This window comes from Bradyrhizobium rifense (assembly GCF_008123425.1).
GTDB classification, from domain to species: domain Bacteria; phylum Pseudomonadota; class Alphaproteobacteria; order Rhizobiales; family Xanthobacteraceae; genus Bradyrhizobium; species Bradyrhizobium rifense.
Genome location: NZ_VSSS01000049.1, coordinates 14078 through 40200, shown reverse-complemented (window position 1 = coordinate 40200; position 26123 = coordinate 14078). Strand labels below are relative to the sequence as shown.

At 63.4% G+C, this 26123-nt stretch carries 23 protein-coding genes; 8 read left to right on the top strand and 15 right to left on the bottom strand.

The genetic code is table 11. From position 1 onward, the window contains the following. Positions 1-3 precede the first annotated feature (3 nt). Both FXB40_RS29735 and FXB40_RS29730 read left to right on the top strand, forming a co-directional pair. Entirely contained in the window at positions 4-1194 is a 1191-nt protein-coding gene (locus FXB40_RS29735; protein WP_148775668.1) for an ABC transporter permease, read from the top strand. A gap of 200 nt (positions 1195-1394) precedes the next feature. Further along, a complete protein-coding gene (locus tag FXB40_RS29730) occupies positions 1395-2615 on the top strand; it encodes an ABC transporter substrate-binding protein (RefSeq protein ID WP_148775667.1) in 1221 nt (406 codons plus the stop codon). Positions 2616-2638: 23 nt separating this feature from the next. Here the strand turns inward: FXB40_RS29730 and FXB40_RS29725 are convergent, their stop codons facing one another. The 3 genes from FXB40_RS29725 to FXB40_RS29715 form a co-directional block, all read right to left on the bottom strand. After that, on the bottom strand, positions 2639-4015 hold the full coding sequence (locus tag FXB40_RS29725) for a SagB/ThcOx family dehydrogenase (protein WP_187437233.1): 1377 nt from the start codon (positions 4013-4015) through the stop codon (positions 2639-2641). A gap of 93 nt (positions 4016-4108) precedes the next feature. After that, a complete protein-coding gene (locus tag FXB40_RS29720; protein ID WP_148775665.1) occupies positions 4109-6355 on the bottom strand; it encodes a TOMM precursor leader peptide-binding protein in 2247 nt (748 codons plus the stop codon). A gap of 249 nt (positions 6356-6604) precedes the next feature. Further along, complete coding sequence (locus FXB40_RS29715) at positions 6605-7036, bottom strand: hypothetical protein (protein ID WP_148775664.1); 432 nt, start codon at positions 7034-7036, stop codon at positions 6605-6607. A gap of 242 nt (positions 7037-7278) precedes the next feature. On the opposite strand from FXB40_RS29715, the gene FXB40_RS29710 reads away from it, so the two are divergent. Together FXB40_RS29710 and FXB40_RS29705 are read left to right on the top strand one after the other, a co-directional pair. Further along, on the top strand, positions 7279-8148 hold the full coding sequence (locus FXB40_RS29710) for a VOC family protein (RefSeq protein WP_246208029.1): 870 nt from the start codon (positions 7279-7281) through the stop codon (positions 8146-8148). Between the two features lie 204 nt (positions 8149-8352). Further along, positions 8353-8601 carry a hypothetical protein gene (locus tag FXB40_RS29705; RefSeq protein WP_148775685.1) on the top strand — a complete coding sequence of 83 codons (249 nt, stop codon included), beginning with the start codon at positions 8353-8355 and terminating at the stop codon, positions 8599-8601. A gap of 9 nt (positions 8602-8610) precedes the next feature. Here FXB40_RS29705 and FXB40_RS29700 read toward each other — a convergent pair whose 3' ends face one another. The 5 genes from FXB40_RS29700 to FXB40_RS29680 all read right to left on the bottom strand — a co-directional run bounded on the left by FXB40_RS29700 (position 8611) and on the right by FXB40_RS29680 (position 16138). Continuing rightward, positions 8611-9753 (bottom strand): helix-turn-helix transcriptional regulator, encoded by a 1143-nt coding sequence (locus FXB40_RS29700; RefSeq protein WP_148775663.1) that lies wholly within the window; start codon positions 9751-9753, stop codon positions 8611-8613. A gap of 430 nt (positions 9754-10183) precedes the next feature. After that, on the bottom strand, positions 10184-12049 hold the full coding sequence (locus FXB40_RS29695; protein ID WP_148775662.1) for a di-heme-cytochrome C peroxidase: 1866 nt from the start codon (positions 12047-12049) through the stop codon (positions 10184-10186). A 44-nt stretch (positions 12050-12093) separates the two neighbouring features. Next, entirely contained in the window at positions 12094-13473 is a 1380-nt protein-coding gene (locus tag FXB40_RS29690; protein WP_148775661.1) for a Dyp-type peroxidase, read from the bottom strand. A 5-nt stretch (positions 13474-13478) separates the two neighbouring features. Then, on the bottom strand, positions 13479-13931 hold the full coding sequence (locus tag FXB40_RS29685; protein ID WP_148775660.1) for a hypothetical protein: 453 nt from the start codon (positions 13929-13931) through the stop codon (positions 13479-13481). A 185-nt stretch (positions 13932-14116) separates the two neighbouring features. Beyond that, on the bottom strand, positions 14117-16138 hold the full coding sequence (locus tag FXB40_RS29680) for a hybrid sensor histidine kinase/response regulator (protein WP_246208031.1): 2022 nt from the start codon (positions 16136-16138) through the stop codon (positions 14117-14119). 242 nt (positions 16139-16380) lie between these two features. Here FXB40_RS29680 and FXB40_RS29675 point away from each other — a divergent pair, with 242 nt between their 5' ends. The 3 genes from FXB40_RS29675 to FXB40_RS29665 are packed head-to-tail and all read left to right on the top strand — an operon-like array spanning position 16381 to position 19045. Continuing rightward, positions 16381-17040 carry an FABP family protein gene (locus FXB40_RS29675; RefSeq protein WP_148775659.1) on the top strand — a complete coding sequence of 220 codons (660 nt, stop codon included), beginning with the start codon at positions 16381-16383 and terminating at the stop codon, positions 17038-17040. 22 nt (positions 17041-17062) lie between these two features. Next, positions 17063-17767 carry a RibD family protein gene (locus FXB40_RS29670; protein ID WP_148775658.1) on the top strand — a complete coding sequence of 235 codons (705 nt, stop codon included), beginning with the start codon at positions 17063-17065 and terminating at the stop codon, positions 17765-17767. A gap of 9 nt (positions 17768-17776) precedes the next feature. Next, complete coding sequence (locus tag FXB40_RS29665; RefSeq protein WP_148775657.1) at positions 17777-19045, top strand: flavin monoamine oxidase family protein; 1269 nt, start codon at positions 17777-17779, stop codon at positions 19043-19045. A 31-nt stretch (positions 19046-19076) separates the two neighbouring features. Here the strand turns inward: FXB40_RS29665 and FXB40_RS29660 are convergent, their stop codons facing one another. From FXB40_RS29660 to FXB40_RS29650, 3 genes are all read right to left on the bottom strand, one after another. Then, a complete protein-coding gene (locus FXB40_RS29660) occupies positions 19077-19394 on the bottom strand; it encodes a hypothetical protein (RefSeq protein ID WP_148775656.1) in 318 nt (105 codons plus the stop codon). 111 nt (positions 19395-19505) lie between these two features. Continuing rightward, positions 19506-20081 (bottom strand): cysteine hydrolase family protein, encoded by a 576-nt coding sequence (locus FXB40_RS29655; protein WP_148775655.1) that lies wholly within the window; start codon positions 20079-20081, stop codon positions 19506-19508. 200 nt (positions 20082-20281) lie between these two features. Then, a complete protein-coding gene (locus FXB40_RS29650) occupies positions 20282-20629 on the bottom strand; it encodes a DUF3088 domain-containing protein (RefSeq protein WP_148775654.1) in 348 nt (115 codons plus the stop codon). A 163-nt stretch (positions 20630-20792) separates the two neighbouring features. Here FXB40_RS29650 and FXB40_RS29645 point away from each other — a divergent pair, with 163 nt between their 5' ends. Next, positions 20793-22379: an oleate hydratase gene (locus FXB40_RS29645; protein WP_283812961.1), complete on the top strand. Its 1587-nt coding sequence runs from the start codon at positions 20793-20795 to the stop codon at positions 22377-22379. Positions 22380-22385: 6 nt separating this feature from the next. Here the strand turns inward: FXB40_RS29645 and FXB40_RS29640 are convergent, their stop codons facing one another. The 4 genes from FXB40_RS29640 to FXB40_RS29625 form a co-directional block, all read right to left on the bottom strand. After that, positions 22386-22964, bottom strand: coding sequence for a hypothetical protein (locus tag FXB40_RS29640; protein WP_148775652.1), 579 nt, complete (start codon positions 22962-22964; stop codon positions 22386-22388). A gap of 203 nt (positions 22965-23167) precedes the next feature. Next, positions 23168-24481 (bottom strand): tetratricopeptide repeat protein, encoded by a 1314-nt coding sequence (locus tag FXB40_RS29635; RefSeq protein WP_148775651.1) that lies wholly within the window; start codon positions 24479-24481, stop codon positions 23168-23170. 16 nt (positions 24482-24497) lie between these two features. Beyond that, positions 24498-25508, bottom strand: coding sequence for an aldo/keto reductase (locus FXB40_RS29630; RefSeq protein ID WP_148775650.1), 1011 nt, complete (start codon positions 25506-25508; stop codon positions 24498-24500). Between the two features lie 171 nt (positions 25509-25679). Then, positions 25680-26105, bottom strand: a complete 426-nt coding sequence (locus tag FXB40_RS29625) for a PaaI family thioesterase (RefSeq protein WP_187437232.1) — start codon at positions 26103-26105, stop codon at positions 25680-25682. Positions 26106-26123 lie beyond the last annotated feature (18 nt).

Below are 26123 nucleotides of genomic sequence, written 5' to 3'. Positions count from 1 at the left end.
TCGATGCGCTCGATTTTCCTGCAGATTCTCGCCGTCACCACCATCAACCTCAAGAGCCTGCCGCAGCGTCTGTGGCTGTCACTAGCGACTGTGATCGCTGTCGGCCTCGTCGTCACGGTACTGCTGGCTTTCCTCGCCATGGCCAATGGGTTCCAGCGCACCATCGCGGACTCCGGCGCGGAGGACATCGCTGTTGCGTTACGCAGCGGTTCGCTTTCGGAGATCAACAGCGTGGTCCTGCGCGATCAAGTCAGGCTGATCGAGGATGGTCCTGGCATCGCCAGGGGCGCCGACGGCAAACCGCAGACTTCAGGCGAACTCTACCTGACGGTCGATGGAACCAAGCGCAGCACCGGGACCAAGGCGAGCCTGCCGCTGCGCGGTCTTGGCCCCCAGGGCCCCGCGCTACGCCGCGGCGTTGTCATCACCGCCGGCCGGATGTTCAATCCGGGCACCAACGAGATCATTGTCGGCAAGGCGCTGGGCAAGGAGTTCGAGGGCTTTGATCTCGGCCAGACGGTGACCTTCAACAGCACGCGGTGGACGGTGGTCGGAATCTTCGCCGCCGATGGCAGTGTGTTCGAATCTGAGATATGGGCCGATCTGCCGGTGCTGCAGAGCCTGTTCAAGCGCGTCGGCGCCGTCCAGACCGTACGCGCGCGGCTGATCAACCCGGCGGCGATCGAGGCGCTGCGCGCATACAGCGACAGCGATCCTCGTCTCAAGCTCGACGTGATGTCCGAGGCCGCCTATTTCGCCCAGCAGGCGTCGAATACGTCGGACCTGATCCAAAAGCTCGGCTGGCCCCTGGCGATCGCGATGGCGTTCGGCTCGCTGGCGGGTGCGCTCAACACGATGTACTCCTCGGTCGCGGCGCGGGCGACCGAGATCGCGACCCTGCGCGCGATCGGGTTCAGCGGCTTTTCGACCTTCGTCGGCACGCTGGTCGAGTCGCTGATCCTGGCTGCGGTCGGCGGCGTGATCGGGGCCGCGGCCACCTATCTGGTCTTTGACGGCTTCACTGCCTCGACCATTGGCGGAAGTTTCAGCCAGGTGGTGTTCAATTTCCAGCTCAGTCCGCGCCTGATCGGCCAGGGTCTGTTGCTCGCGCTCGTCGTCGGCTTGTTCGGCGGACTGTTTCCCGCGCTCCGCGCCGCCCGCATGCCGATCGTTGCCGGGCTCTACGGATCGTAGGCTTGCCGAACATCGGGAAGATTTCCCAACGCACTGCGGGCAGGGCTCGTTGGACTGCGCTTCCCTGCTCTGATCCGATCCGGCTGAACGGCTTTCTCGGGGGCGGCGCGATGAGTTCGCTCTTCGGCTAGCGAAGAAGCATGCATGTCGTGAACAGCGCCCCGGATCCACGAGCACCGCTCCAGCGATGGGTTGCAGCGATGAGCAAGAGCTTGCGCACGAATGCTGCCAGAGCGGCAATCCTTGTGGCCGGACTTTTCATCGCGCCCGCCTTGCTCGCCGGTGATCGTCAATATGGTCCAGGCGCAGGTGATACTGAGATCAAGATCGGCCAGACGATGCCCCATAGCGGTCCGCTTTCGGCATCCTCCGTGATCGGCAAGGTGCAGGCAGCCTATTTCCGCATGATCAACGATCATGGCGGCGTCAACGGACGCAAGATCACCTTGATTTCCTACGACGATGCGGCAACGCCGTCCAAGACCGTCGAGCAGGTCCGCAAACTCATAGAGAGCGACGATGTGTTGTTCACATTCCAGACGCTCGGCAATGCCTCGAACATCGCGGTCCAGAAATATCTCAATGACCGCAAGATCCCTCAGCTTTTCGTGGCCGGGCGGTCGACGCGTTTCGAGGATCCGATCAACTTCCCCTGGACGACGGGATTTGCTCCCAATCTGCGCACGGAGGTTCGCGTTTACGCGCGCTTCATCCTGGATAACTATCCGAATGCCCGAATCGGCCTGCTCTATCAGAACGATGAGAGCGGCAGGGATTATCTGACCGGGTTGAAGGAAGCGCTCGGCGCAAGAGCAGCCGAACTCATCGTTAGTGACGTTTCATACGATGTGTCGGACTCGACGGTCGACTCGCAGGTCGTGCGCCTCAAGGCGGCCGGTGTCGACGTCCTCGTCAACATGGCTGCCTCGAAATTCGCCGCCCAGGTCATCAGAAAGATGGCGGAGCTTGATTGGAAGCCCGTTCACCTTCTTGGCGTCGGCTCGTCCTCGATCGACGCGGTCCTGAGTCCCGCGGGCATCGAGAACGCAAAGGGCATCATCTCGGCGAGCTCGTTCAAGGAAGCCGATGACCCGACCTGGCGTGATGACGAAGGCATGACGCGATGGAGCGCCTTCATGGACGGTTATTATCCGGGAGGCGACCGGAAAAGCATCTTCACGGTCTACGGCTATAGCGCCGCTGAGCTGCTGGTGCAGGTCCTGAAGCAATGCGGCGACAATCTCTCGCGCGAGAATGTCATGGCGCAAGCGACGAGCCTGAAAAACATGAAACTTGATCTGCTGCTCCCGGGGCTCTCCGTCAACACCGGCCCGACCGACTATCGCGTGGTCAAGGAGTTCCGAATGATGCGTTTCACGGGCGATCGATGGGAGGCGTTTGGGCCGATTGTCACCGATTGATCCGTGCGGCTGTTAGCGGCCTTCTATCCCGGCCCCGCCCCCTTCTTCCCACGCCCCAGCGCAAACTGCCCTACTGGGCCCTCGACGTGGAATTCCAGTCCCGTCATTCTTGCAAACAGCTCGATGTTGTTGGTGCCGATGGCGCAGCCGTTGAGGCCCATGTCGGTGGCGGCCAGGTAGAACGTCTGGAGCAGGCAGCCAGTGTCTTTCAGGATCAGCGAATAGGCGATCGAAGAGTATTTCCAGGAGATCCGCCCGAAGCGCGCGGCGATCGTGATCAGGATCTGCGGCGGACCGGATGCGTCCATGGCGAACTCGGCGGCCATCGAGAGCGCCCGGAGTTGCTGGGCGGAGGCGTCGATCGCGACCAGGGCGTGGCCGCCGGCGTCGTAGTGATACAGTCCACGCGCAAGCCCCTCGCAGTTCGAGACCGTCAGGTACAGCTCCAGCTCATACGCGCTGCCGGCCGCCGGATACGGCCTCGAGCTGTAGGTGACCTCCGGGCCACTATCGGCATCTGCGCCGCTCTTCCATTCCGACAGCACGCGGGCGGTGGTGTCGAGAAACTGCGCGAGCTCGGCGAGCGTGACCGGATGCTGGTCGTCGAAATCCCGTGTTGAATGGCGCGCGCGCAACAGTTTTGCGAAGGGCGACGCCGGCTCCGACGTCGCGAATTTGCGCAGCGAGATTGTCTTGCCGGGCCAGGGCGGGCGCACGGCTGGCAGCGGCGGAATAGCCCCCGCATGCGCGTAGGTGCCGCCGACCGGATTGGCGTGCCGGCCCTCCGTGCTCCGCGCGTGAAACACGAGGTCGTGGAAATCCCAGAGAGCGAGATTGCGGTCGCGTTCGTTCGCCCCAGGGCCGTCTCTGTCTTTCGCATCGAGCCTGATCAGCATCTCGCTGTCGAGCAGCAATCCGAGCAGATCGAGGTTCAGGGAGGCCATCTGCTTGCGAAGCTTGCCGATCTGTTGCGGCTGCGACAGGGCCGCCAGCGTGGCGGCGATGGCGGGATCGCAGATCCGGAACAGCGCGCCGGCGCGCGGCGATTCCAGCACCATCTCGTTGCCGCGCCGGCGCAAATAAGCGAAGCGCGACAACGCGACCGTATCGCTGCTCGACAGCTTTGCGCGTTGCGGCCAGTAGTCGGAAATCTGTGGTTCGATCACCACCAAATCCTGCGCGTCACGGGGAGAGAACAGGCGATAGTCGAGCAGCCCATGCTGCGCCAGTCGCCGCACCAGAGCATGAACCTGTCGCGCGAGGGCGCTCTTGCCGGCAAGGGAGGCGAGCGGCAAGCCGATGGCGAGATGCCCTGCGCGAGCGATGGCCGCTGGACTGAATTGTCCGAGACTAACCGAATAGTCGTTCGAGACCGCGGCAATGCTTCCGTCGGCCTGCATGTGAAGGGAGAAGCGGCCGTTCAGTCGGCCGGCGATGATTGGCGCTATTGTCCTCGTAGGCTTTTTCCGGGGAGCGCGCAACGAGACCAGCCTTCAGGTGTGTGGCAGGAACGGAGTCAGTTCGCTTTCCAGTCGCGGGCGATCCAAGAGCCCAAGCTTCACCGGGACATCGTAAAGCCGGCCGGGCCCGAAGCGGCGATAGAAATGCCGCAAGCCCGGGACGAGCACCCTGACTACGGGCACCTCGACGTCGGGGCGGGTCTGGTCGAGCACGAGGAAATCGTATCCTGCGCGAGTTGCGATCTCGACGCAGGCATTGACCTGGTCGCGCGTGTTGTCCGCAACTGTGATGCCAGGCGCGGGCGGGATAATCGGATTGTCACTCGGGATCAGGAACGGATAATCGTCCAGCCGCAGCGGCGTGACACCGTCAAGCGTCGACTTCTCACCGCTTCCGCCGCCCATCATCCCGATCGACATGAACTGGGTCAGTTCGGTGAGCGAACGCAGCAAGGCGATACGGCGATCGAAATGCGAGCCGGACCCGAACTCGATGTTCTCGTGTCCGTTCTGCATCCAGTGCATGATCGCAACATAGGAGGGAATGCCGAGATCGCTGGTGATGTCGAGCACCCAGAGCCGGCGCCCCCCATCGGCAAACTGGCTCTGGAGATCCCGCACATAGGAATCCTCGAATTGCGTGAGATCAAGTTCGGCGCGCCGCACGCGGTTGTACCACCAGATCGCGTAGGCATCGCGTTCGACCAGCTCGAGGAAGCCTTGAACGATGGCCTCCTCGCGGGTGTTGCCGGCCGCGCATCCGTTGGAATCCGTGTGGAAGCCGCCATAGAAGAAATACAGCAAGCCGGTCGGAAGATATTTGAAACGCTTGTCGCGTAACGACCAGACCGGCGACCATTCGGTCCTGGTCGCGGGATCGAACGGCTCGGGAACCGGATGTGAATCGTCCGGCAGCGGGACATGCCTGTTTTGAAACTGCGCATCGCTGAAGAACTGGACGTCGTTGGGAAGAAGCGCGTCACCGGGAGCGAAATCGGCAAAGCGGCGCGTCGTCCTGATCTCGTCACCCTGGAAAATGCCGGAGTAGCGCTCGATCGACTCCATCAGCGCACTGGCCTCGCCCTGCTCGGCGGTCGAGCCCTTGCCGAAGCTGCCGCCGCTCAGGCCGGACCTGAGCTGGTCGATGTTCCAGGCCGGCGCAGAGAAATTGTGGTGCGCGAAGAAATTGGTGTTCATCGGCAGGTCGGCCTCGATCCGCTCGAGCCGCGACACCACGCCGGTCAGTGGGCTGACGTGCTTGCGGAACCGCGCCACGGTCGCTCGCGACGTCACGGTGCGATATCCGCCGCTGGTCATGACGAGCTTTCTGCCCTCGGCAAGCTCGATCGGCACCGCTGCCCGCCGCGGATTCCTGAGCTTCTTGCTGCCGCAGGTCGAGCATTGCGGTCGCTTCGCGACGTAGTGCTTGGCGATGGCAGCCCCGGTCAGGTCGAAGCTTGCGATGTGATCGCTGAGATCGGTACGAAATCCGGAGGCGACCGCCTTTGCGATTTCGACAGCAGCGAAGTGGATCGCGGTCTCGCCTACGGTGTCGCTGACCAGCGGCGATATCGCGACCGCTTGCGCCGCGCCGCGGTCGAGAAATCCCTTGATCTCGCGATTGCGGATCATGCGATCGTGCAGGCAGGTCCAGCAGGCGCTCTCGCCCGGCCTGAACACAGGTCCCACCAGCGGAAACACGCCGGACGGCTGCACCAGCAGCCAGGGCGTCCCGCCGGCGACGCGCTCCCCGTTCACCTCAGCGAGCTGCTGTTCGAGGTAATCGTTCACGAGCGTGATGATGAGCCTGGGCGATCGCTTGGTGATGTGAACCCCGAGCCTGCTCAACGCCGCGCTCAGTTCGCCCGCGCCTTTGACATCGATCGATTCGACCCGCACAGGCCAATGGCGCAGGTTCTCTTCGGCGACCTCCGGAGGCAGGCCGAGGCTTGCCCAATAACCATCAACGGCGCCTGCGTAGGCGTGCGATGCTGCGCTGACGACGTAGCGGCGCTCCAGCAGCCGCCTGATCGCTTCCTCGATCTCGATGACAGGAAAACGCTTCGAAAGCTGGCGGACGATTTCGGGCGCAGACTTGCCGTTCTTTCCGATTGCGCTCGCCAGGGCGCAATAGAGCTCGCCGTGCAGGAAGAACTTGCGGTTCTCGGAATAGAGACAGACCGCATTGGGAGGAAGCAGATAGGCGGTGAAGTTGGGTGCGAATCGCAAAATGTCCTTGCGGGTCTGCTTCGCAGCGCTGCTCTTTCGCTTGACTGTCATCGGGTCAGCACGCGGATCCTGTTGCCGTCATGTCCGATTGCCGGCGCACGACGGCCGCCTGGCGCGGCCCGATTTGTGCGCCGAGTGCGACCGGCCTTCGAATAAGTTGGAACACACTCGCTCGCCATCGGCAAGCTGAGGAGCCGGCGAAACGAACCCCGTGGCGACAACAGCAAATCGGCCGGGTCGTTAGCGAACCCGGCCAATGAAATTACGACCTGTCGATGTCTGGTCAAGAAGCGCCAGCGCCTAGCACCAGCGGCAGCGACCCCACGATGCGCAGCACCCTGTGCATGCCACCGGCGCAACAACGGCGCAGCCAATGCCAACGCCACAACCGACGCCGCAGCGGCAGGCCCTGCAGCCCGCGCAGCCCCGGCAACCTCTGCAACCGCCGCAACCTCTGCAGCCACCGCATCCGCGCGCTAGCAGCACGCCGCTGAAGGTTTTTTCATCGCCGGCGAGGTGGAAGGTGGCGAGGTTGACGTCGGCGAGTTCTTCCTCGCTGAGCGCGTTGAACTGGCCGGGCGTAAAATTCAGTTTTTGTTGAGGCTCGTCTGCCGGCACCGCGGACGCCATCGCGCTTCCCGCCAGCGAAAAAGTCAGTCCGGCGAATCCGAGCGCCGGTACTGCAGCTTTGGTCATTCGCTTCTTTTTCGAAGCTTGCTTCGGTCGCTGCATGGCCGCATCCTCCATGGGTCGAAGAACGATCTTCTACGATCATCGTACGCCGAGCAATCAACGCGAGCAAGATTCACGTGAACACGAAATGTAATGGCGCTCGTTCAGATTACATTCATCTTCATGAATGGCATTGCCGCAAATTCCTGTCCAGATTCCTGTTCAGATTCCTGTCGATGTCACCGGGCTGCGGCGCATGATGCAGTGCGCAACCGTCTGTCCGTCCGAACGGGGAGACTAGCTTGGTCGATCAACTCGGATGCTTCGTTTGGTATGAGCTTCTGACGACGGATATGCCGTTGGCGGCTGCTTTTTACGCCGGGGTGGTCGGCTGGGCTGTGAAAGATGCCTCGAGCCCGGAACTGGCCTACACGCTGCTGACTGCAGGCGACACTCCGGTCGTCGGGCTCATGGATCTCCCCGAAGAAGGGGTGCGAATGGGAGCAACGCCGAGATGGCTCGGCTACGTCGCCGTCGATGACATGGATGCGCGGGTCGCGCAGATCCGCCGGCTTGGGGGCGCGATCCTGGTCTCGCCGACCGATAGCAACATCGGCCGCATCGCGGTGGTCGCCGATCCGCAAGGAGCGAATTTTGCGCTGGTCACCGGGCTGACATATGGCCAACCGCAACAGAGCGGATTGGACCAGCCCGGGCGCGTGGGCTGGCATGAGTTGCTGGCTGAAGACCGAAGCAAGGTCTTTCCGTTTTACGGCAAGCTTCTCGGCTGGCAACAGGCCTCCACTGAGGCCGACCCGACAAGCGTGTATGAATTGTTTTCGGTGGCCGGGCAGACGATCGGCGGCATGCTCACCAAGCTTCCGAGCGTATTGCAGGCGTGTTGGCTCCACTACTTCAATGTCGACGACGTCGGCGCGGCAGCCCGGCGGGTCCATGAAGGCGGGGGCCGGGTTCTTCTGGAGCCGATCGAGTTGCCCGATGGTTGCTGGATCGTGCGATGTGTCGATCCCCAGGGCGCCCTGTTTGCGCTGCAGGGGGCGTGGGATCAGAAGGGCATCGCGCGGTCCTCTGCCCCGGAGGTCACCTGGTCCGCCAAATGGGGTGACATTGCTTCAAAGGGCAGGATGGTGCTTCCCAAGACGAAGCGCTAGGACGAGACGTTTCGCGGGTCATCGCTCCTGTTATTTCAGGCCACCTTGTGAGCCGGGAACCCCACTTTTCAGCTCAGCCGCGCACGGCGTGGCGTGTTGCTGATCCGGAACCGGATCGCGCCCGCCGTTTCCTGGCATTCCGCTTGCTCAGTCAACACCAAAGCCAGGCCTCAGTGAGGAGGCCGTTTCAGGTTGAGGCATGTGATGCAGGAAGTGTCCCGTTCTGGTGCTGATGGTGAGCTCCGGCTCGACGCGTTGATCGCAGATTTGTGGTGGCGCGTCCGGCTGCTTAATACCGACATTCTCGAGGAAGAGGCTAGGGCTGGGGTGTTCGACGCGCGAGAGCCGACCTATCCGCCGCTCGCAGCGAACCTTCGCGCACGACGCGACAATCTGGTCGCGACGATCGGCGTGCTTGAGCGGCGTGCGGGATCGACGTCCGAAGCGGCTTGAGAGCCCGCCTCACACCGGAAACGTCAGCGACTTTGCCAGCCTGACCAGGTCGAGCTGGCGGCGGCAGCCTGTCTTCTCGAACACATGAAGCAGATGGCTCTTCACGGTGGCGACGGACACGCCGAGCAGTCCCGAGATCGCGTCCCGTGTATGGCCCTCGCAGATCAGCTCGAAGATCCGAATTTCGGCCGGCGTCAGATCGTAGAGCTGGTTGAGAGCGACGTGAGACATCTGCGGTGGTCCGGAGGCTGACGCCACGAACAGGGCGGCGGCAGCGCGCTGGATCAGGCCGGCCCGCATGTGGCCGCGTCGCAGCGGCAGAACATGGATGACGAGCGGGTCGCCGCTTCCGCGAAGGATCGGGATGCCGATGCCTTTCTGGCCGAGCGCCGCCTCGTCCTTTGCGGCCTGCGCGATAGCCGATTGCAACGAGGTGGTCGTCGTCGCCGACTGAACCGCGATACGGCCATGTTGCGTCAAAATCGGATCGCCGGCCGAAAGCATCGCGGTGGCGGCTGCGTTGGTGTGAACGATCTTCGATTCCTCGTCGACCAGGACGACGCCGACCGTCAGGGCCTCCACGGTCGCGGAGAATGTCTCGGCTTCGACGGTCTTCATGTCGAACAGATTGCTGATGGTCACGGCGCGGCGGATGTGGGGTGCGAGAAGGCGCAAGCCGCTGAGCTGCGCATCGTCGATGGCGCCGGCGGACTCATGCTGGCTGAAGATCGCGTTGCCGACCATCGTCCGGTCGCGCACGAGGCCGACGGCGACGGCGTCGAACAGGCCCTTGGGCATGGCCCATTCACGATAATAGCGATTGCTGGAAACGATGTCCCGCCGGACGGCCTGGGATTGAACGATGGGTTCTCCGAGCGGGTATTGTTGAATGCGTTCGGCGCCGCCCCAGAGCTCGATGATGTCGGGCCCGTAGCCGATCGCGTTCTGAGACATCTGGGTCAGGTCGCTTCCTGAGACTGCATTGACGACGGCCTTCATGTTGGCAAGGCTGGCCACCGAAAGCGCGCCGGTGGCAAAGCCGAACTCGGTACATATCTCGTCCAGAATTCCGGCCCAGCGTTCAGGTGCGATCACACAATCATAGATACCGCCGATAAGATCCGAGAATTTTTCGACCGAAGCCTGTTGCATTCCAAACCACTCAACTGAAAAATCGTCGCTTGAAAGTCACTTTAGGAACCGCGTCGCCGCTGACGGTGGCGCAGCCCATGAGGCAAGTCTCACTCCTCAAGGTCTTAGCACCGTGAGGCCGCGACGCAATGGGAGCGTCGAGCACCAGCACTTGGGTCGCCCATTGGGGCGCCGCTTTCGCGATGATGATGGGTCTCGTGCTCTTGCCGCCGCGAATCCACTGCCATGCGAGCGCGCCGTTTGACTAAAACTGCGGCAGACGGCGGCGCCGCGTATGCAGGGCGTATCAAGCTGCACAATCTCACTTGATTTTGGCGAAGCTGACGACCCCACCCCCTTGTGCACCGAGCGGTCGAACATTGTGAACTCGGTGACCGTCAGCGGCTGCCCCGGGGATCGACGGCCGTTTTGGCGACAGTGTGTTCGGTTTTCACATTGTCTTCAGAAATTCGACCAGCGCCCGCCGCTCCTGCGGCGTCAAAAGGCGCCCGATCACGCCGTCCTTTTCATTTTGCTTTGTCCCATCGCCGTTGAACTCGTGCCCGGAGTTGGTATTGCCACGAAGCCTCGTATCGAGCTCGAACCCGTTCTCCAACTTGTCATAGCGATATCCGACATTGACCACGTCATATTCGCGGTTTCCCAGGTAGAATTTCGTCGGTCGCTCCGCGACGGGCGACAACAGGGCATATAGATTGGGCACCGAGCCGTTGTGCAGATACGGCGGCGTTGCCCATATCCCGTCGAGCGGACGCGCCTTGTAGCCCAGCGGAGCCTGGATGCCGTTATCCCGGTATCCGTTCATCTCCTCGCGCTTTTCTGGCGCAACCGGTGGCGTCTGGCCGTCATACCAATGCTTGATGGTCTTTTCGGTGACTGCACCGAGCGCTTGGCCGAAACTGTCGGACGAAATATCGAGCTCCCGCGGAACCGTGACCTTGCGATCGAACATATCCTGGGCCTGCGCTCGGTCCGTGCCGATATGCGCGAACGGGACGACCTCGACGCGAAGATAACGCTCGCCTGGATAACGCTCCTCCGTCCGCTTGTCTGGCAGCGACCAGCGATCGGACTTCCAGAAGTCGGCACTGCTCACCGGCGGCAGGTGGCATGCCTGACAGTGCTCCTTGTAGAGTGCCTCACCTTGCCCGGCGAGCTTCTTGTCGATCGGAGGAAGCTCGGAAGGCCATTGTGGCGACCTCAATCCTGTGAAGCCTGTGCTTTCATTCGGCTGCTCGCCGGCCAACGATTTCTCGATCCTGTCCAGGTTCACAATTTCGACGCCTGAATTGAAAAGCCCGCCCTGCACGCTTGTCAGATTGATCATCGCGGACACGCCCATGGCTTCACCGACGTTACGCACCATGGGTTGTTCGATCGATGCGTTGTACTGGACCCAATCGAACCATGAGGCGTCCCAGATGCGCGGGAAATGCACGGGCGCCGATGTGGCGGCATAGTTGGCGGGAATCTTGAGGTCGACCGCAAAGACCTCGTTGCCGATGCGGTTCAACGCGTCGAGTCTGCCGAACCCCTCGACGACGCTTTGTGGAGCAACCACGGTGTCGAGCTCGGCGAGCCCCTTGCCCTGCGCCAGGATCTTGTCGAGTTGCGCGAGCAACTGAGTCTTTTCCACTTCGCTTGGGTCTGCTCCGATCACCTTTTCGGCAAACCGATCGAAGCGGAACGGAACGAAGCGCGTGAACGCCAGCGAGAGGCCAAGTGCGGTGCGGAACTTGCCGAGATCCGTAAGCGCCGGGCCGCCGTCGACCAGCAGTTCGGTCCCCTGGTAGGTGAATCGTCCGGTGTGGCACGCCGCGCAGGTCAGCCCGATCCGCGTCATGTCATTGTACGGGGCCCGTGGATTCTTCCAGGGCTTTGCGGTGGCGTCGACCATCGCCTTGCCGCGCGCCATGCCTATAGGCAATCCGAGCTTGGGATCCGACGGATCGGGAATGAATCCGAAACGATCGAGATAAGTGGGGTCGCTCAAAAGTCCCGCCGACGTCAGCGACAAGACCGGCTGTTCAAGGGCCATGAACCATTCGTAAGGGATGTGGAAAGTCGCCGTCCCTTGATCCGCGTGGTGAACCCATTCGCGCTTGTCCGTCCAGTTCTGGTCGAGCCAGCGGGTCTTCTGGGCGACCGGATACTCCGGCAACTTCACCATGATCCCGTCATAGACCTTGGAGACATAGGGGTAGCCCACCACTCCCGCGACCACGATGACCGCGGCAACAAGAACCGAGAAGAGCAGGGCCAGCGAGGCGACGATTGAATTCGGTTTCCACGCCATTTTGTTCTCCCTGGCAGGCGGTTGAAGAACTCAGCCTGAATCGATCATGAGGCTGTGTCCGCCAGGGATCGCAGCGCGGCGATGCCCGGCAGGAAGAAGTACTCTCCGCCGCGTGTACTCACGAATGCCGGCAGATTGGGCAATCGACGCCGCGGCGCTCCGGCGCGAGGGATCGTGAAGCTTCCGCTTCCGTCATTGCCGCCGATCATCGGATCCTTGTCATTCCCGAGGCCAGCGAAGTCACCGTCGTTGATCCAGACCTTCTGAACGAATTCGAATTGACGCGCGATGTCGGCGTTCACCAGCAACATGATGGCGCCGCGCTCGGCGCCGTCATCGGCAGCCGCATCCGCAGGCAGGCGCGATCCGTAGGGCAAACCCTGGCGCAGCAGCCGATGCCGATGGACGGATGTGCCATTCGGGCCCGTCAGCCCCGAGCGCGGATTGAGGCGCCGCACGTGTGCCCCCAACGGGCAGTTCATTCCCCGCAAGTCGTCGAGGTACGTAAATTCATTATTTCGCTTCGGATCCGCGGCGAGCGCTGCGTCGTCCTGATCTGCTGTCAAGGCCAGCGGTGCGCCACTTTGCCAGCGTCCCATCAGCTTCGCCGCCAGCAGCGCGACGTCGGCTTCATTCGTGGCAGAGCGCCGCAGAAAATCCCGGAAAGCCCAGACATGCTGGTGTAGCTTGCGCAACACCACGAAGGTGCCGTTGCCACTAAGACTGGTCGGGCTGGGCAAGTCAGGGACTGCACCGGTCTCATCGGGCCGCCCGAGTACGAACTCACCAGCCTTCAGGGCTCGCCAACCACCTGCCTCCGGAATGCCCGCGCCGGGCAGGACGGGCTCCCCACTGCCTTCGATGGCTGGTTGCGTAATTCCGTCACGATAGCCAAAGTGCTCGATTGGAACAGGCCTGCCATCTTGCCCGGCCAATAGTTTCGCATCGATGGCACCTACGGCGGTCAAGCCGTTATCGCGCAAATCAGACAGCAATGCTGTCGAAGCGGTGTCGCGATCCGCTGATGTCATCGCACTCACCACGACGAGCGCGTGCACTCTTTCGTTGAACGGTGCGTCCCACCGCGTCGGTGCATTATCGCCGACATCGCCGAGCCGATCAGCGCGCGCAGCCATTCCCTGCTGGAATTCCTGTGGGAAGCTCAGCAAGCTGGCCTCTGGTAGACCTATCGCCGACAGACCTTGCCACGAGAGGGCGACGTTGAAAGCCTGCGGCGAAGGCGATGCGTCCAGACCCGCCACACTGGTGCATCGCCCGGCGACACCACTGAACCATCGCCGGGCTCGCGCCTGGTCGCTCACGTTCAGCAGATGATAGTGCGCAAACGGGAAGCGATACGGCCGCATCGCCATCCCCTGGATATCGTTCCGATCCAGGTCGCCGGCTGCGGATTGGGCAGCCATTCCCGTCAACCGATCTGGTCAAGGAACGTGTCGAACTTGGCCTTCCAATCCAGCGCCTTGTTGATGTCAGCGACGGTAGAGTTCGGATAGGCGCAATAATAACCGGTGGTTTCGATGGCGCTTCCGAGAATATAATCACGCAGCTTTGGATAATCGCGCGCTCCCGGATATCCTTCGCAATGGCCCCAGATCGCGTCGATTCCATCGGGGGCCCGCTCGGCAAAATCGCGCATATAGTCTTCCACGTCGCCGTCAAAATTCGTCGCAAACAATAAACGCGTGTCGTCATCGAAGATGACCCAACGCACGATATGGATGGTTCCGAGAGACGAGATTTTACCGCCGTTTGCGGCGGTGAGCCCCTGAAGTGTCTGACGTAGCGCCGGAGCGTGACCAGAAACGATCTTGGTAATGGCGGTGAGAGCGCTGATCTTTCCAACCTTCAATACAACTGTCATGGCAACTCCTCCCTGGGATGAGCTGGAACCGTTGCGAATGGCTCATGTGCAGCGGGCAGCAGTGCTGGCTTTACGCCCGAGCTTTTAACGCAGAATGCAGCTACAGCGTGTGATGTGTTTCACACCGAAAAGGTCCCGGTTGCTCTTGGAGCATGGTCAGGGATAACGATGCGGGCTAACTACCCCTACCGTCCCACCTTCGCGAGGTTCGCCAAACTCGCCGCGAGCTCATCGCTCCGGAACGGTTTTGTCAGCCGCGACAAATCCGGCGTGATGCCTTCGTTGTTGGCGTAGCCTGAGACGACGAGGATCTGGAGCTCCGGATATTGGTTGCGCAGTGCCAGCCCGAGATCCGTTCCGCTCATGCCGGGCATCAGGTGATCCGTGATCAGCAGGTTGGGCCGCAGGCCGTCTTTGACGCGCTGGAGCGCGTCCTCCGCGGAGCCGGATTCGACGACCCTGTAGCCGAGCTCGCTCAGCATCTCGGCGGTGCTCATGCGCACCAGCGGCTCGTCGTCCACCAGCAGTGCCGTGCCGACAGGCAGTGGTCGCAGTTTGGGCTGCGTGACGGCATCGATCGCGCCCGCGACGGCGTGGCTGACCGGCAGCCACAACTCCACCGTGGTGCCCGACCCCACGGCGCTCTTGATCGTCAGCGCGCCGCCGAGCTGGGAGGCAAGACCGTGGACCATCGACAGGCCGAGGCCGGTGCCTTGTCCGATGCCTTTGGTCGAGAAGAACGGCTCGACGGCGTGGGCCAGCGTCTCCTCGTTCATGCCGATGCCGTTGTCAGCGACCGAGATGCAGACATAGGTGCCGGGCGCGAGTTGAGAGCCGTGCGCACTCTCTATCGTCCGGGCCTTGGCGGAGATGCGCAAGCTTCCGCCGTCGGGCATGGCGTCGCGCGCGTTCACGCTGAGGTTCAGGATCGCCATCTCGATCTGGTTGGGATCGGCCATGGCCTCGGGAAGCCCTTCCGGCGTGTCCACCGTCACCTGGATCTGCGGTCCGGTCGTGCTGGAGATCAGCTGGCCCATGTCGGTGACGAGCCGACTGATATTGACGGGGACAGCCTGAAGCGGTTGCCGGCGGGCGAAAGCAAGAAGGCGCTGCACCAGCGTCTTGGCGCGCTCGGCGGCCTGGGCGGCGCCGGCGATCAGCCGATGCTCGCGTTCGCCGCCGATGCCCTTGCGCTGAAACATGTCGAGCAGGCCGACGATCGGCGTCAGCAGATTGTTGAAATCATGCGCGACACCGCCGGTGAGCTGGCCCATCGCCTCCATTTTCTGGGCCTGACGCAGCGCCTCCTCGGCCTGTGCGAGCCGCGCCTGCTCCTCCAGACGATCCGTCACGTCCGTCCCGGTCAGGAACGCGCCGATCCGCTTGCCGTCCGGGGCAAATAGCGTCTCGAACTTCATCTCGTAGACACGGCGATCGAAACGGGGATCGCCGAATTCCTCGATGTTGGTGAAGGCTTCGCCGGCAAGAGCGCGGCCCCAGATCGCCGTGGCTGCGGCGAGATGCTCGGGCCGGTCGGCCAGGAATTCGTGCAGGGAATCGCCGACCTTCGGCCGCTTGCCGTAGATGCGCTGATAGGCGTCCGCACAGGATGCGTTGATGGCGAGCCAGCGATAGTCGAGATCGAGCGCCTGGATCTGCCCGTCGGTGGTCTCCACGATGGTGGCGAGCAAATGACGCTCAGTGGTGCGTTCGGCGACGCGCTGCTCGAGCGTCGTGGTCAGCTCCCTGTACCGCGCCTCGCTCGCCCGCAGCCGGCTCTCGCCGAGCACGCGCTCGGTGGTGTCGGACACGATGCAGAGCACGCCGCCGACCGAGCCATCATCCTCAGGCACGGCCGAATAGGAGACGTCCCAATAGCTGGTCTCGCCGTAGCCGTGACGTTCGATATAGAAGGGGCGATCCTTGGCGGCGAATGTCTGTCTCGTGTTGCGCACGCCGGCCAGCAGCGGTTCGAGATCGTCCCAAAGCTCGCCCCAGTTTTCGATTGCGGGCCGGCCGAGGGCGCGGGGATGTTTTGTGCCGATGCCGGGAGCGTAGGCGTCGTTGTAGAGCGCGACGAATTCCGGACCCCAGAACAGGACGATCTGGGCTTGCGCGGCCAGCAGCATGCTGACCGTCGTTTTCAGGGCCTGTGACCATTGGCTGGGAGGGCCGAGCGGCGAGTCCGACCAGTCGAGCGCACGCATCGTGGCACCCAACTCGCCGCCATCGGCGGGGAAGCCCACATCAGTTGACTGCCGAACAGCTTTCTCCGACAGCACCGGACCCCCTCGCGACGCGTGACACGGGCATCCTTGCCCATTCGAGCCCTGACATCGAGGACTCGTACTCAAGAGCTCATAACGCGCAGGCAATCTTCCGGTTCCATTCCACTCGATTCGTGCCGCCCTTGTGCTATTGCTGCTCCGCGTAACGATGCGAGGTCGCCATGCTCCCCATTCCCGCCGACATCTTCACCGAGCCCGAGGACGTCTCGCCCGACAGTCTTGCCAATCTCGGGCCGCTCCGCCGGCTCGCCGGCACCTGGCAGGCGAACAAGGGCATCGATATCAATCCGAAGGCGGAGGGGCCGGAGCGGCGGACCTTCATCGAGCACATCCGGATGGACCCGATCGATCCGCAGGCCAACGGGCCGCAGCTGCTTTACGGACTGCGCTATCACATCCACATCAACACGCCCGAGGAAGACATCACCTTCCACGACCAGGTCGGCTATTGGCTGTGGGAGGCCGCGACCGGGCTGATCATGCAGACGCTGGCAATCCCGCGCGGGCAGGTGCTGCTGGCCTCCGGCCTGGCCAAGCCAGATGACAAAAAGATTTCCGTCACGGCGAAGCGTGGCGACACCGCTTACGGCATCTGCTCGACCGACTTCCTGGAACAAGCCTTCCGCACCGACAGTTACCGCTGCGACATCACCTTCAACGACGATGGCAGCTGGAGCTATCAGATCGCGACCGAGTTGTTCGTCCGCGGTGCGCCGTTCAATCATCATGACAGCAACACGCTCAAGCTGGTTGCGCCGCCAAAACTCAATCCGCTCGCGGTGATCGTGAACGATCGGGCCAAGAACGATAAGCCGGCCTGAGAAGCCGGTTCGGAGAATTTGCATGAAGCCCTATGTTATCTGTTTGATGCACTCGAGCCTCGACGGCCGCACCCATCCGAGCCGCTGGCGTCCGAAGGGGGCCGGCACCGACTGGTTCGAGACAATCCATGACGAGCTCGGCGGCGATGCCTGGGTGATCGGCCGCGTCACCGGCTCGGAGTTCGCCAAGGGCAAGCCCTATCCCGCCACGCCGAGCGAAAAACTCCCGCGCGAGAACTGGTTTGCGCGGCGCGATGCGAAAACCTATGGCGTGGTGCTCGACGCGCACGGCAAGATCGGCTGGGGCCGCTCGGACATCGGCGGCGATCCGATCGTCGTGGTGCTCACCGAGAGCGTGCCGGATTCGCATCTCGCCGGCCTGCGCGGCGAGGGCGTGTCTTATATCTTCGCCGGAAAGTCGGAGATCGACCTCGCATCGGCGGTCGAGATCCTCAATCGCGAGCTTGGCGTCAAGCGCCTGCTGGTGGAGGGTGGCGGCGTCGCCAATGGCGCGTTCCTGCGCGCCGGCCTGATCGACGAATTCAACCTGATCCTCAGCCCCGCGATCGACGGCGCCAGGGGTGCCCCGTTCGTGTTCGATTCGACCGACGCCGACGGCGACAAGCGCGCGCCGCTGACCGCGATGACGCTGGAGAGCACGCGGCAGCTCGGCGGCGGCGTACTGTTGCTGCGCTACCTGATCCAGAACGACGCCGCGGGCCAATAAGCAACGGCAATGTCTGATACGTCAGAGCATATCGTCATCGTCGGCGCGGGCGCGGCCGGCCTGATGGCGGCGCGCGAGCTTGCGCGCGCCGCCAAACGGGTCACGATCCTGGAGGCGCGCGACCGCTGCGGCGGACGCATCCATCCGCTGCCGGCATCGGAGTTCGGCTATCCCGCCGACGGCGGCGCCGAGTTCGTTCATGGCGAGGCGCCGGTCACGCGCGATCTGCTGAGCAAGGCGGGGCTGTCGGTGCAGGCCATCGAGGGCACGCAACGGAGCTTTGACGGCACAAAACTCTCGCGTGAGGGCCGGGACAATCCCCATGAGGCCGAGCTTCATGCGGCGCTGAGGGACCTGAAGGACGACCTCACCGTCGCCGAGTTCCTGCGCCGACATTTTGCAGGCGACAAATATGGGCAGATGCGGCACACGATCGAACGGATGGTCGAAGGCTACGACGCCGCCGACCCCGAGCGCGCCTCGACGCTGGCCTTGCGTGAGGAGTGGATGGAGGGCGGACTTCACACGCAGGGGCGCGTCGTCGGCGGCTACGGCGCGTTGATTGCGTTTCTGGCGGCCGAATGCCGCAAGCATGGCGTTGTGATCCGGCTCAATTGTGAGGTGGTGGCGATCGAAGAAGGCGCCACCGTTGCGGTCCGTTGCGCGGGCGGCGAGACGTTCGCCTGTGACAAGGTGATCCTCACCGTGCCGCTGCCGCTATTGCGCGAGATCGCGCTGCCGCAAGCCGCGCGCGAAAAGGCGGCTGCGGCAGCCGACATCGGCTTCGGCAATGTCATCAAGATCCTGTTGCGCTTCAGCCGGCCATGGTGGCGCGACAGGGCGGCGGATCTCGCTGATCTCACCTTCCTGCTGTCGGATGAGACGATCCCGGTGTGGTGGACGCAGAATCCATCCGAGCATCCCGTGCTGACTGGCTGGTTCGGCGGGCCGCGCACGGCAGAGCTGTCGCATCTTGATTCCCAAGGGCTGATCGACGCCGGCATCGATTCGCTCGCCACGATCTTCAGCCTGTCACGCGATGATCTCGTACGCGACCTCGTGGCGTCGGAAGCCGCCAACTGGGCGCATGATCGCTTTGCCCGCGGTGCCTATTCGTGGGCGACGCCGCAGACGCGGGCTGCGCAGGAAATTCTCGCGCGCGCCGATGGCCCCGTGCTGTTCTCCGGCGAGGCGCTCTATCGCGGCCGCGACATGGGAACGGTCGAGGCTGCGCTCGCGAGCGGCCGGGAGACGGCTCGCCTCATCTTGCAGGGTTGAGAAAGGCCCGCATCTCTGCGGGCCTCTGGGCTCACCAGCGATTGCCGCTGAAGCCGAACGTCACGCCGGGGCCGCCGCCACCATAGTAACCGTACGGCCCGCCGCCGTAATAGCCCTGGTGCCGTGGATAGTAGCCGTAGCTGCGATAGTGCGGACGGTAGTAGCCGCCGTGGTGAGGGTACCAGCGGTGATGACGATGGCCGTAATGGCGGTGCCTGTGCTGCGCGCTGATGTCGGTTGACTGGCCAATTTGCGCGTCGGGCTTGGCCTTGCCGCCGCCAGCCGCGTTGGCCGTGGACGCGGTGAGTGCCACAGCACCGATGGCCATCGCGACAAAGAGATACTTCATGTCATCACTCCAGTTGAGATGTCGAGTGACAACAGATGGGTGTTTGCCGCGTTCCGGCGAGTGCGGGCGTCGAAACGACGCAGACAATCAACGCGGAAAACGCGCTGAGATTTATTGTCGCACCCCTGCGAGCGAGCTGATCACGTCGTTCGCAGTCACGATGCGGGCGAATTCACCGTTCAGGTTCGACAGCGTCATCGCGTGAATTGATTCGGCCGAATGCGTGTCGCCGTCGGGGCCGACGCGATCGAATGTCCAGGTTGCGTCGCGCACGAGCCTTGCGTCGAAGCCGAGATTGCCGGCCATTCGCGTCGTCGTCTCCACGCAATGATTGGTGGTGGCGCCGCAGATCACGAGTGTGGCGATGTCGCTTGCGCGCAGGCGCGTTTCGAGGTCGGTACCGATGAAGGCGCTGTTGACGCGCTTGACGATCACGACCTCGCCGGCCAGCTCGCGCGCCTCGTCCTTGACGGCGTAACCGGTGCGCGAGGGCAAAAACGTCGAGTTCGGCTTGGTGCCTTCGTGGCGGATGTGGAAGATCGGCGCGCCGTTCGCCCTGAACGCCGCGAGCAGGTCAACAATGCGCGCCACCGCATCCGGATTATTGCGCCGCTTGCCCGCCGCCTCCCATTCGTCGAATGCGCGCTGGACGTCGACGACGATGAGGGCGGGGAGAAGATTGGGCATGGCGTGCGGATTCCGGAGCTTTGTGGAGTATGCGAGGCGATCGCTGACCGACGCAATGTCAATCTTCCCTCGTTTCGAGACGACGCATGACACGGTGCCGTAGGGTGGGCAAAGCGAAGCGTGCCCACCACTCACACGGCGGGATCAAGAAGGTGGGCACGGCGCTTCGCACCTTGGCCTACCTTACGCAGAGAAACCTCTCACGGATGCGGATCGGGAAAGCCGTGCCGCTCGGACAGCGCGGCGAGGATGGCGTCCTTGTCGGCGATCAAGGCGCGCCCGTGATGGCTGCCGGTCTGGTGCGGCGAGGTCGCCCCAATCGCGAGCACGAGCAGCGGCAGCGACTGGTTCTCCTCGCCGGCCAGCGCGATCACCTCCTGCCGCGGCTTCGGCCAGGCGATGCGTTCGACGTCGAGCCTCTCGGCCAGCGCCGGAAATGAGGCGAGCACGCCCTCGATCAGCGCGCAATGCCAGCAATAGAAGCGTCGGCCCGGATAGGCCGGATCCTCGAAATTGGGGCGCAGCAAAAACAGGCGATCGCGCGTCATGGTGGCTCCGAGAGGGGAATCGATGCCGTCGCGGGAGAACTCCATGACATGGCTGGCCTATTGGCCGCAAGACGCGAGCGCTCACTTCGATTTGAAACACGGCCACGGCCGCGCTTGATCCAGCGCAACCTTCATCGTCGCTCGCCGGTGCAATGTCGCGCCGATAGTCGGACGGCAATCGAGGCAAGGCATGAAGGCACATTTCATCGGCGGCGGCATCGGATCGCTCGCGGGCGCAGCATTCCTGATTCGTGACGCGAAGTTCGCGGGACGGGACATCATGATCTACGAAGCGCAGCCGCTGGTGGGCGGCAGCCTCGACGGTGCGCTGCTCGACAGCGGCGCCTACTCGTTGCGCGGTGGGCGCATGCTCACCACCGACCATTACGAATGCACTTGGGATCTGCTGTCGGACATTCCCTCGCTCGAACGCCCGGGACACAGCGTGCGCGATGAGACTGTGGCGTTCAACACGGAGAATCCCGCGCACTCGCGCGCACGCCTGGTTGATCGCAACCGCTTCAAAGTGGACGTCTCGCACATGGGCTTCACCGCCCGCGACCGGCTCGAGCTATTGCGGCTGGCGGAGGCCTCCGAAGAGACGCTCGGTGCCAGCCGCATCACCGACTGGCTGTCGCCGGGATTCTTCGAATCCAATTTCTGGTACATGTGGCAGACCACCTTCGCGTTCCAGCCATGGCACAGTGCGGTCGAGCTGAAGCGCTATCTGCACCGCTTCATCAATGAATTCCCGCGCATCGAGACGCTCGGCGGCGTCAAGCGCACAGTCTACAATCAATATGACTCGATTGTGCGGCCGCTCGAGGACTGGCTGAAGCAGCAGCGCGTGCAGTTTGTCCGGGGGGCCCGCGTCACCAACATGGCGTTCGAGCAAGAAGGTGAGAAGTTGCGGGTGCGCCAACTCATGCTCGATCGCGATGGCCGCACCGCCAATGTCCGCCTCGAGGACCGCGACCTCGTGTTCTTCCAGAACGGCTCGATGACGGATGCCTCGAGCCTCGGTTCGATGACCGAGCCGCCGGTGCATCTGACCAAGGCCGACAGCCAGGACTGGGCGCTCTGGGAGACGATCGCCAAGGGACGTCCCGAATTCGGCAATCCTTCTGCCTTCAACGCCTCGATTCCCGAATCCTACTGGCTGTCCTTCACCGTCACGTGCCGCGACCCACGCTTCTTCGACCAGATGGAGGCATTTTCGGGCAACAAAGCCGGCACGGGTGGATTGGTGACGTTCAAGGATTCGAACTGGCTGATGTCGGTCGTGCTCTATCATCAGCCGCACTTCGCCGGCCAACCGAGGAACGTCCAGGTATTCTGGGGCTACGCGTTGCATCCCGATCGCCTTGGTAATTTCATTGCCAAGCCGATGTCGGATTGCGGTGGCGCCGACATATTGATGGAGCTCTGCGGCCATCTGAACTTCGACCGCGCCGTGTTCGACGATGCGACCTGCATTCCCTGCCGCATGCCCTACATCACCAGCATGTTCATGCCGCGCAAGGTCACCGACCGGCCGTTGCCGGTGCCCGCGAATTCGGTGAACCTCGCCTTTGTCAGCCAGTTCGTCGAGATTCCTGACGACGTCGTCTTCACCGTCGAATATTCGGTGCGCGCGGCACAGACCGCGGTCTATCAACTGATGAAGGTCGACCGCCCGGTGCCGGCCGTGACCCGCCACGACAAGTCGCTTGCGGTGATCTTCGCGACGCTGGAGAAGGCGTTTTCTTGATGGCCGTTACTTGAACGGATCCTGGATCGACGGTGATGACTGCCGGATACGGCGCACGCTCACAGGCTTGCCGTCGGAGACGAACAGCAGCTCGTATGTGCGGCCCTCGTTGTCGGTCGCAGAGCAGGTGACGTCGTTGACCTTCTTGGCTGCGAAATTGCCGGTCTGGCGACAGCTGCCGATGGAGGTTTGCTCCGCCGGCACCGGCAGGCCGTCGACCTTCGGCCGATTCTTGGAGTTGAGCAGCATGCGGTCGATCGGCAGCTCGTAGGAATTGTCGTCGGCCCGCTTGCCGTTCTCGCCGGAGAACGACACGACGTGGTTCTCGTCGGAGGGATCGTCGACGGCGACCGCGAAATTGACCCTGCCCTTGTCGTCATGGGCGAAGGCCACGGTCTTGCAGGCAAAGGGGCGCCCGGCAACCTTCAGCGTTTTGCAATGACCCGACATCAGCGCCAGCATGTCGATGAAAGAACTCAGCCGGGCAGGCGGATTGTTCACCGGGATCGGGCTGGAAGACCCGGCAAAACAAGGACTTGCTAGGGAGACCAGGATTGCAGCCAGGACCGGTCGGCGGAGGCGCATCGTCAGACTCATGTGCCAGGGGGCCACGGAGCGGCGAGAGTTCCGCCCAATAACCATCGAATCGCAAATTGGTTGCGATCCCGTTTGCTCCGCCAATCCCGACTGGAATACCACCGCGCCACCCATCGGCGATTCGCCCCGATCAACCCCAACCCGTCCCGGCAGGCACTTGCCGCCAGACCGGTGTTTTTTTCGTGGCAGAGCTAGCCCATCGCCGCCTGCCAGCGCGTATCGCGCAGGGACGGGCGGCGGTGCAGGCGGGCATCGAGCAGGCTGCGGGCGCGCGGCAGCTCGCCGCTGCGCATCAGGGCCACGAGGAATGTGTCCTCGATCAGCTCGCGCTGGGCGTGGCTGCCGCCGATGCGCACGACCTCAGTGAGGACAGGCGCGAGCTCGCGCACGCAGGCGGCGTAATCCTCATCCGCGAAGGCCGCCAGCGCGCGGCAGATCGCGGGCACCACGGGGCCGGCCGGCAGCTTGCCGTCGGCAAGGCGCTGCTCGATCACGCCAAGGCGCGCGGAAAGCGCCTCGCGATTTTGCGTCGCGGCTGCAAACAACGCCATATGGACGTCGGCGAAGGGCAGGCTCGATTTCGGGAACAGTTTTTGCGCGGTGGCGTCGGCCTCGACCCAGAGCGCCTTTGGCACCGCGTGGCCGTAGGCCGACAAACGCCAGAGCAGCGAGGCACTGTCGGTGATGACGTTGAGCGGCGGTGCCTGTGTGGCGGAGGGCTGCAGCACGTCGTCATAGATTTTGAGCGCGCGGGCCGCATCACCATGCTCCAGCGCGCCGAGCGCCTGGTGCCAGAGAATATGGCCGTGCAGGATGCCGGCGCGGTCATAAGTCGGAAGCCACTCGTCGACGAGACGGTCGGCCGCCTCGATCGAGCCATCCTCGAACATCGCGTGCAGCACCGCGTGTGCGGCGTGGGCGTTGGCCCGGCGCAGATTGAAGCCGCGCTCGGTGACCGCACGGCCACGGGCGACGTTGCCATTCTCGGTCATCGCCCAGCCGGACATGGTGAGAAACCACCAGTCCTCGCCATAATGATGCGCGACACGTTCGCAAAGCTCGTGCCGGGCACGGTCGTGATCGGCCATGCCGGAGAAGGCGAACAGGCCGAACGCGCCGAGCGGTAGCGACAGCACCACGGCATCGCGCGGCCAGCTCTCGATGTGCTCCGACATCGCCGCGATGGCCTCGGGCAGCCGGCCCTCGATCGCAAGCGCCAGCGTCTCGACATGCGAGCGCTCGCGCTCCGTACCGCGTTTCGCGACGAGCTTGCGCGCCAAGGTGGCCTTGCTCCGCGCGAGGTCGCCCTGCTGGTAGAACGCATGCACGCGGGCGCGGGCGATGTGGGCCAGCGCGAAATCCGGATCGGCCGCGATCGCGCGCTCCAGCGTCTCCGCCGTGCCGGTCCAGCCGGCGAGCATGAGGTCGACGCCTTCGCGATAGGCGGACGCGGCCTGATCGGAGGTGGTGGAGAGCGGCAGGCCGTAGCGGTCTTCAAGCGCCATCGTTGTCTCCGAGCCTTCAGGCCGTCCGCGCGCGGCGTCCTTCGATCGGATAGGCCGGGTCGTTGTAGCCCGGCGTCGACGGATGGCCGGGCACGACCAGGCGGTCGATCAGGGCCTCGTCATCCGCGGCGAAGCGGTAGTCGAGCGCGCGGATATAGCCGTCCCACTGCTCCTCGGTGCGCGGACCTGCGACGATCGACGAGACGAAGGCTGAGTTGAGCACCCAGGCCACCGCGAACTGGCCGGCGGTGATGCCGTTCTTCTCGGCGTGGCTCTTGATCTCCTGTGCGAGCTGGAGCGATTCCGGCCGCCATTCCGTCTGCATCATGCGGGTGTCATTGCGGCCGGCGCGCGTTTCCTTGTCGGGGGCTGCGTCCGGCTTGTACTTGCCGGTGAGCACGCCGCGCGCCAGCGGGCTATAGGGCACGATGCCGAGGCCGTAATTGGCGCAGGCCGGAAAGTGCTCGACCTCGGGCATGCGGTTCATCGCGTTGTAATAGGGCTGGCTCGCCACGGGACGGTCGATGCCGAGCCGGTCGCAGATGTTGCAGATCTCGGCGACGCGCCAGGCGCGGTAGTTGGAGACGCCGAAATAGCGGATCTTGCCGGCGCGGATCAGATCGCCCATCGCGCGCACCGTCTCTTCCAGCGGCGTCGTGTGGTCTTCCTTGTGCAGATAATAGATGTCGATGTGGTCGGTGCCGAGCCGCTTCAGGCTCTCCTCGGCCGCCTGCAACACCCAGCGCCGCGACAGCCCGACGCGATTGGGATCATCACCCATGGGATTGGCGAGTTTCGTCGCGAGCACCCAGGCGTGACGGTTGTTGCCGATCGCGCGGCCCACGACCTCCTCGGAGCCGCCCTTCGAATAGGCGTCCGCGGTGTCGATGAAGTTGATGCCGGCCTCATGCGCCTTGGCAATGATCCGCGTTGATGCCGCTTCATCCGTCGGGCCGCCGAACATCATGGTGCCCAGACAAATCGGCGAGACCTTGAGGCCGGAGCGGCCGAGTTGGCGGTATTGCATGGGGCTGTTTCCTTAGGGCTGAGCTGGGGAGCAGCATAGCCAGCTACTCCCGTCATTGCGAGCGCAGCGAAGCAATCCAGAAATGCGTCTGCGGAAACAGCCTGGATTGCTTCCGCCTTCGCCGAGGCTTCGGCGGACAAGTCGCTGCGCTCGCAATGACGAGTGGGGCGCCTATGCCGGCCCCTTCAAAATCTTGAACACACCATTCGCCATCACCACGCAGCGGTCATCTACGCTCACTTCGGTGCTCATGAAGATCAGGCTGCGGGTCGCGCGCACCACGCGGGGGCGGGAGATCAGGATGTCGCCGATCTGGCCGGCCTCGACGAAATGGGTGTCGAGCTGCACCGTCGCCATGTACTCCTTGCCGGAGACGTAGCGGGCGGTCATGCCGCAGGTGCGGTCGGCGAAGGTCATCATCACGCCGCCCTGGACCATGCCGCGGCGGTTGTGGTGCTTGTCTTCGGTGGCGAGTGCGAATTCATATCGGCCGTCGACCTTGCGCTCCCACAACGGGCCGACCAGATGCATGAAGCCCGTGGTCTCAAGGATGGTCCAGCCGTCTGATTTGAGCTTTGCGGCGGTCTTGCTGGTCATCGCTCCGTCCATCCTTGC

What these genes read in the sequence shown, in the direction of transcription:
- FXB40_RS29705 (WP_148775685.1), top strand. Translation starts at nt 8,353, where the DNA reads ATGCAGGAAGTGTCCCGTTCTGGTGCTGATGGTGAGCTCCGGCTCGAC.
- FXB40_RS29725 (WP_187437233.1), bottom strand. Translation starts at nt 4,015, where the DNA reads ATGCAGGCCGACGGAAGCATTGCCGCGGTCTCGAACGACTATTCGGTT.
- FXB40_RS29635 (WP_148775651.1), bottom strand. Translation starts at nt 24,481, where the DNA reads ATGGCGCTTGAAGACCGCTACGGCCTGCCGCTCTCCACCACCTCCGAT.
- FXB40_RS29650 (WP_148775654.1), bottom strand. Translation starts at nt 20,629, where the DNA reads ATGACGCGCGATCGCCTGTTTTTGCTGCGCCCCAATTTCGAGGATCCG.
- FXB40_RS29695 (WP_148775662.1), bottom strand. Translation starts at nt 12,049, where the DNA reads ATGGCGTGGAAACCGAATTCAATCGTCGCCTCGCTGGCCCTGCTCTTC.
- FXB40_RS29665 (WP_148775657.1), top strand. Translation starts at nt 17,777, where the DNA reads ATGTCTGATACGTCAGAGCATATCGTCATCGTCGGCGCGGGCGCGGCC.
- FXB40_RS29630 (WP_148775650.1), bottom strand. Translation starts at nt 25,508, where the DNA reads ATGCAATACCGCCAACTCGGCCGCTCCGGCCTCAAGGTCTCGCCGATT.
- FXB40_RS29735 (WP_148775668.1), top strand. Translation starts at nt 4, where the DNA reads ATGCGCTCGATTTTCCTGCAGATTCTCGCCGTCACCACCATCAACCTC.
- FXB40_RS29700 (WP_148775663.1), bottom strand. Translation starts at nt 9,753, where the DNA reads ATGCAACAGGCTTCGGTCGAAAAATTCTCGGATCTTATCGGCGGTATC.
- FXB40_RS29625 (WP_187437232.1), bottom strand. Translation starts at nt 26,105, where the DNA reads ATGACCAGCAAGACCGCCGCAAAGCTCAAATCAGACGGCTGGACCATC.
- FXB40_RS29655 (WP_148775655.1), bottom strand. Translation starts at nt 20,081, where the DNA reads ATGCCCAATCTTCTCCCCGCCCTCATCGTCGTCGACGTCCAGCGCGCA.
- FXB40_RS29675 (WP_148775659.1), top strand. Translation starts at nt 16,381, where the DNA reads ATGCTCCCCATTCCCGCCGACATCTTCACCGAGCCCGAGGACGTCTCG.
- FXB40_RS29670 (WP_148775658.1), top strand. Translation starts at nt 17,063, where the DNA reads ATGAAGCCCTATGTTATCTGTTTGATGCACTCGAGCCTCGACGGCCGC.
- FXB40_RS29640 (WP_148775652.1), bottom strand. Translation starts at nt 22,964, where the DNA reads ATGCGCCTCCGCCGACCGGTCCTGGCTGCAATCCTGGTCTCCCTAGCA.
- FXB40_RS29715 (WP_148775664.1), bottom strand. Translation starts at nt 7,036, where the DNA reads ATGCAGCGACCGAAGCAAGCTTCGAAAAAGAAGCGAATGACCAAAGCT.
- FXB40_RS29685 (WP_148775660.1), bottom strand. Translation starts at nt 13,931, where the DNA reads ATGACAGTTGTATTGAAGGTTGGAAAGATCAGCGCTCTCACCGCCATT.
- FXB40_RS29680 (WP_246208031.1), bottom strand. Translation starts at nt 16,138, where the DNA reads ATGCGTGCGCTCGACTGGTCGGACTCGCCGCTCGGCCCTCCCAGCCAA.
- FXB40_RS29730 (WP_148775667.1), top strand. Translation starts at nt 1,395, where the DNA reads ATGAGCAAGAGCTTGCGCACGAATGCTGCCAGAGCGGCAATCCTTGTG.
- FXB40_RS29690 (WP_148775661.1), bottom strand. Translation starts at nt 13,473, where the DNA reads ATGGCTGCCCAATCCGCAGCCGGCGACCTGGATCGGAACGATATCCAG.
- FXB40_RS29660 (WP_148775656.1), bottom strand. Translation starts at nt 19,394, where the DNA reads ATGAAGTATCTCTTTGTCGCGATGGCCATCGGTGCTGTGGCACTCACC.
- FXB40_RS29720 (WP_148775665.1), bottom strand. Translation starts at nt 6,355, where the DNA reads ATGACAGTCAAGCGAAAGAGCAGCGCTGCGAAGCAGACCCGCAAGGAC.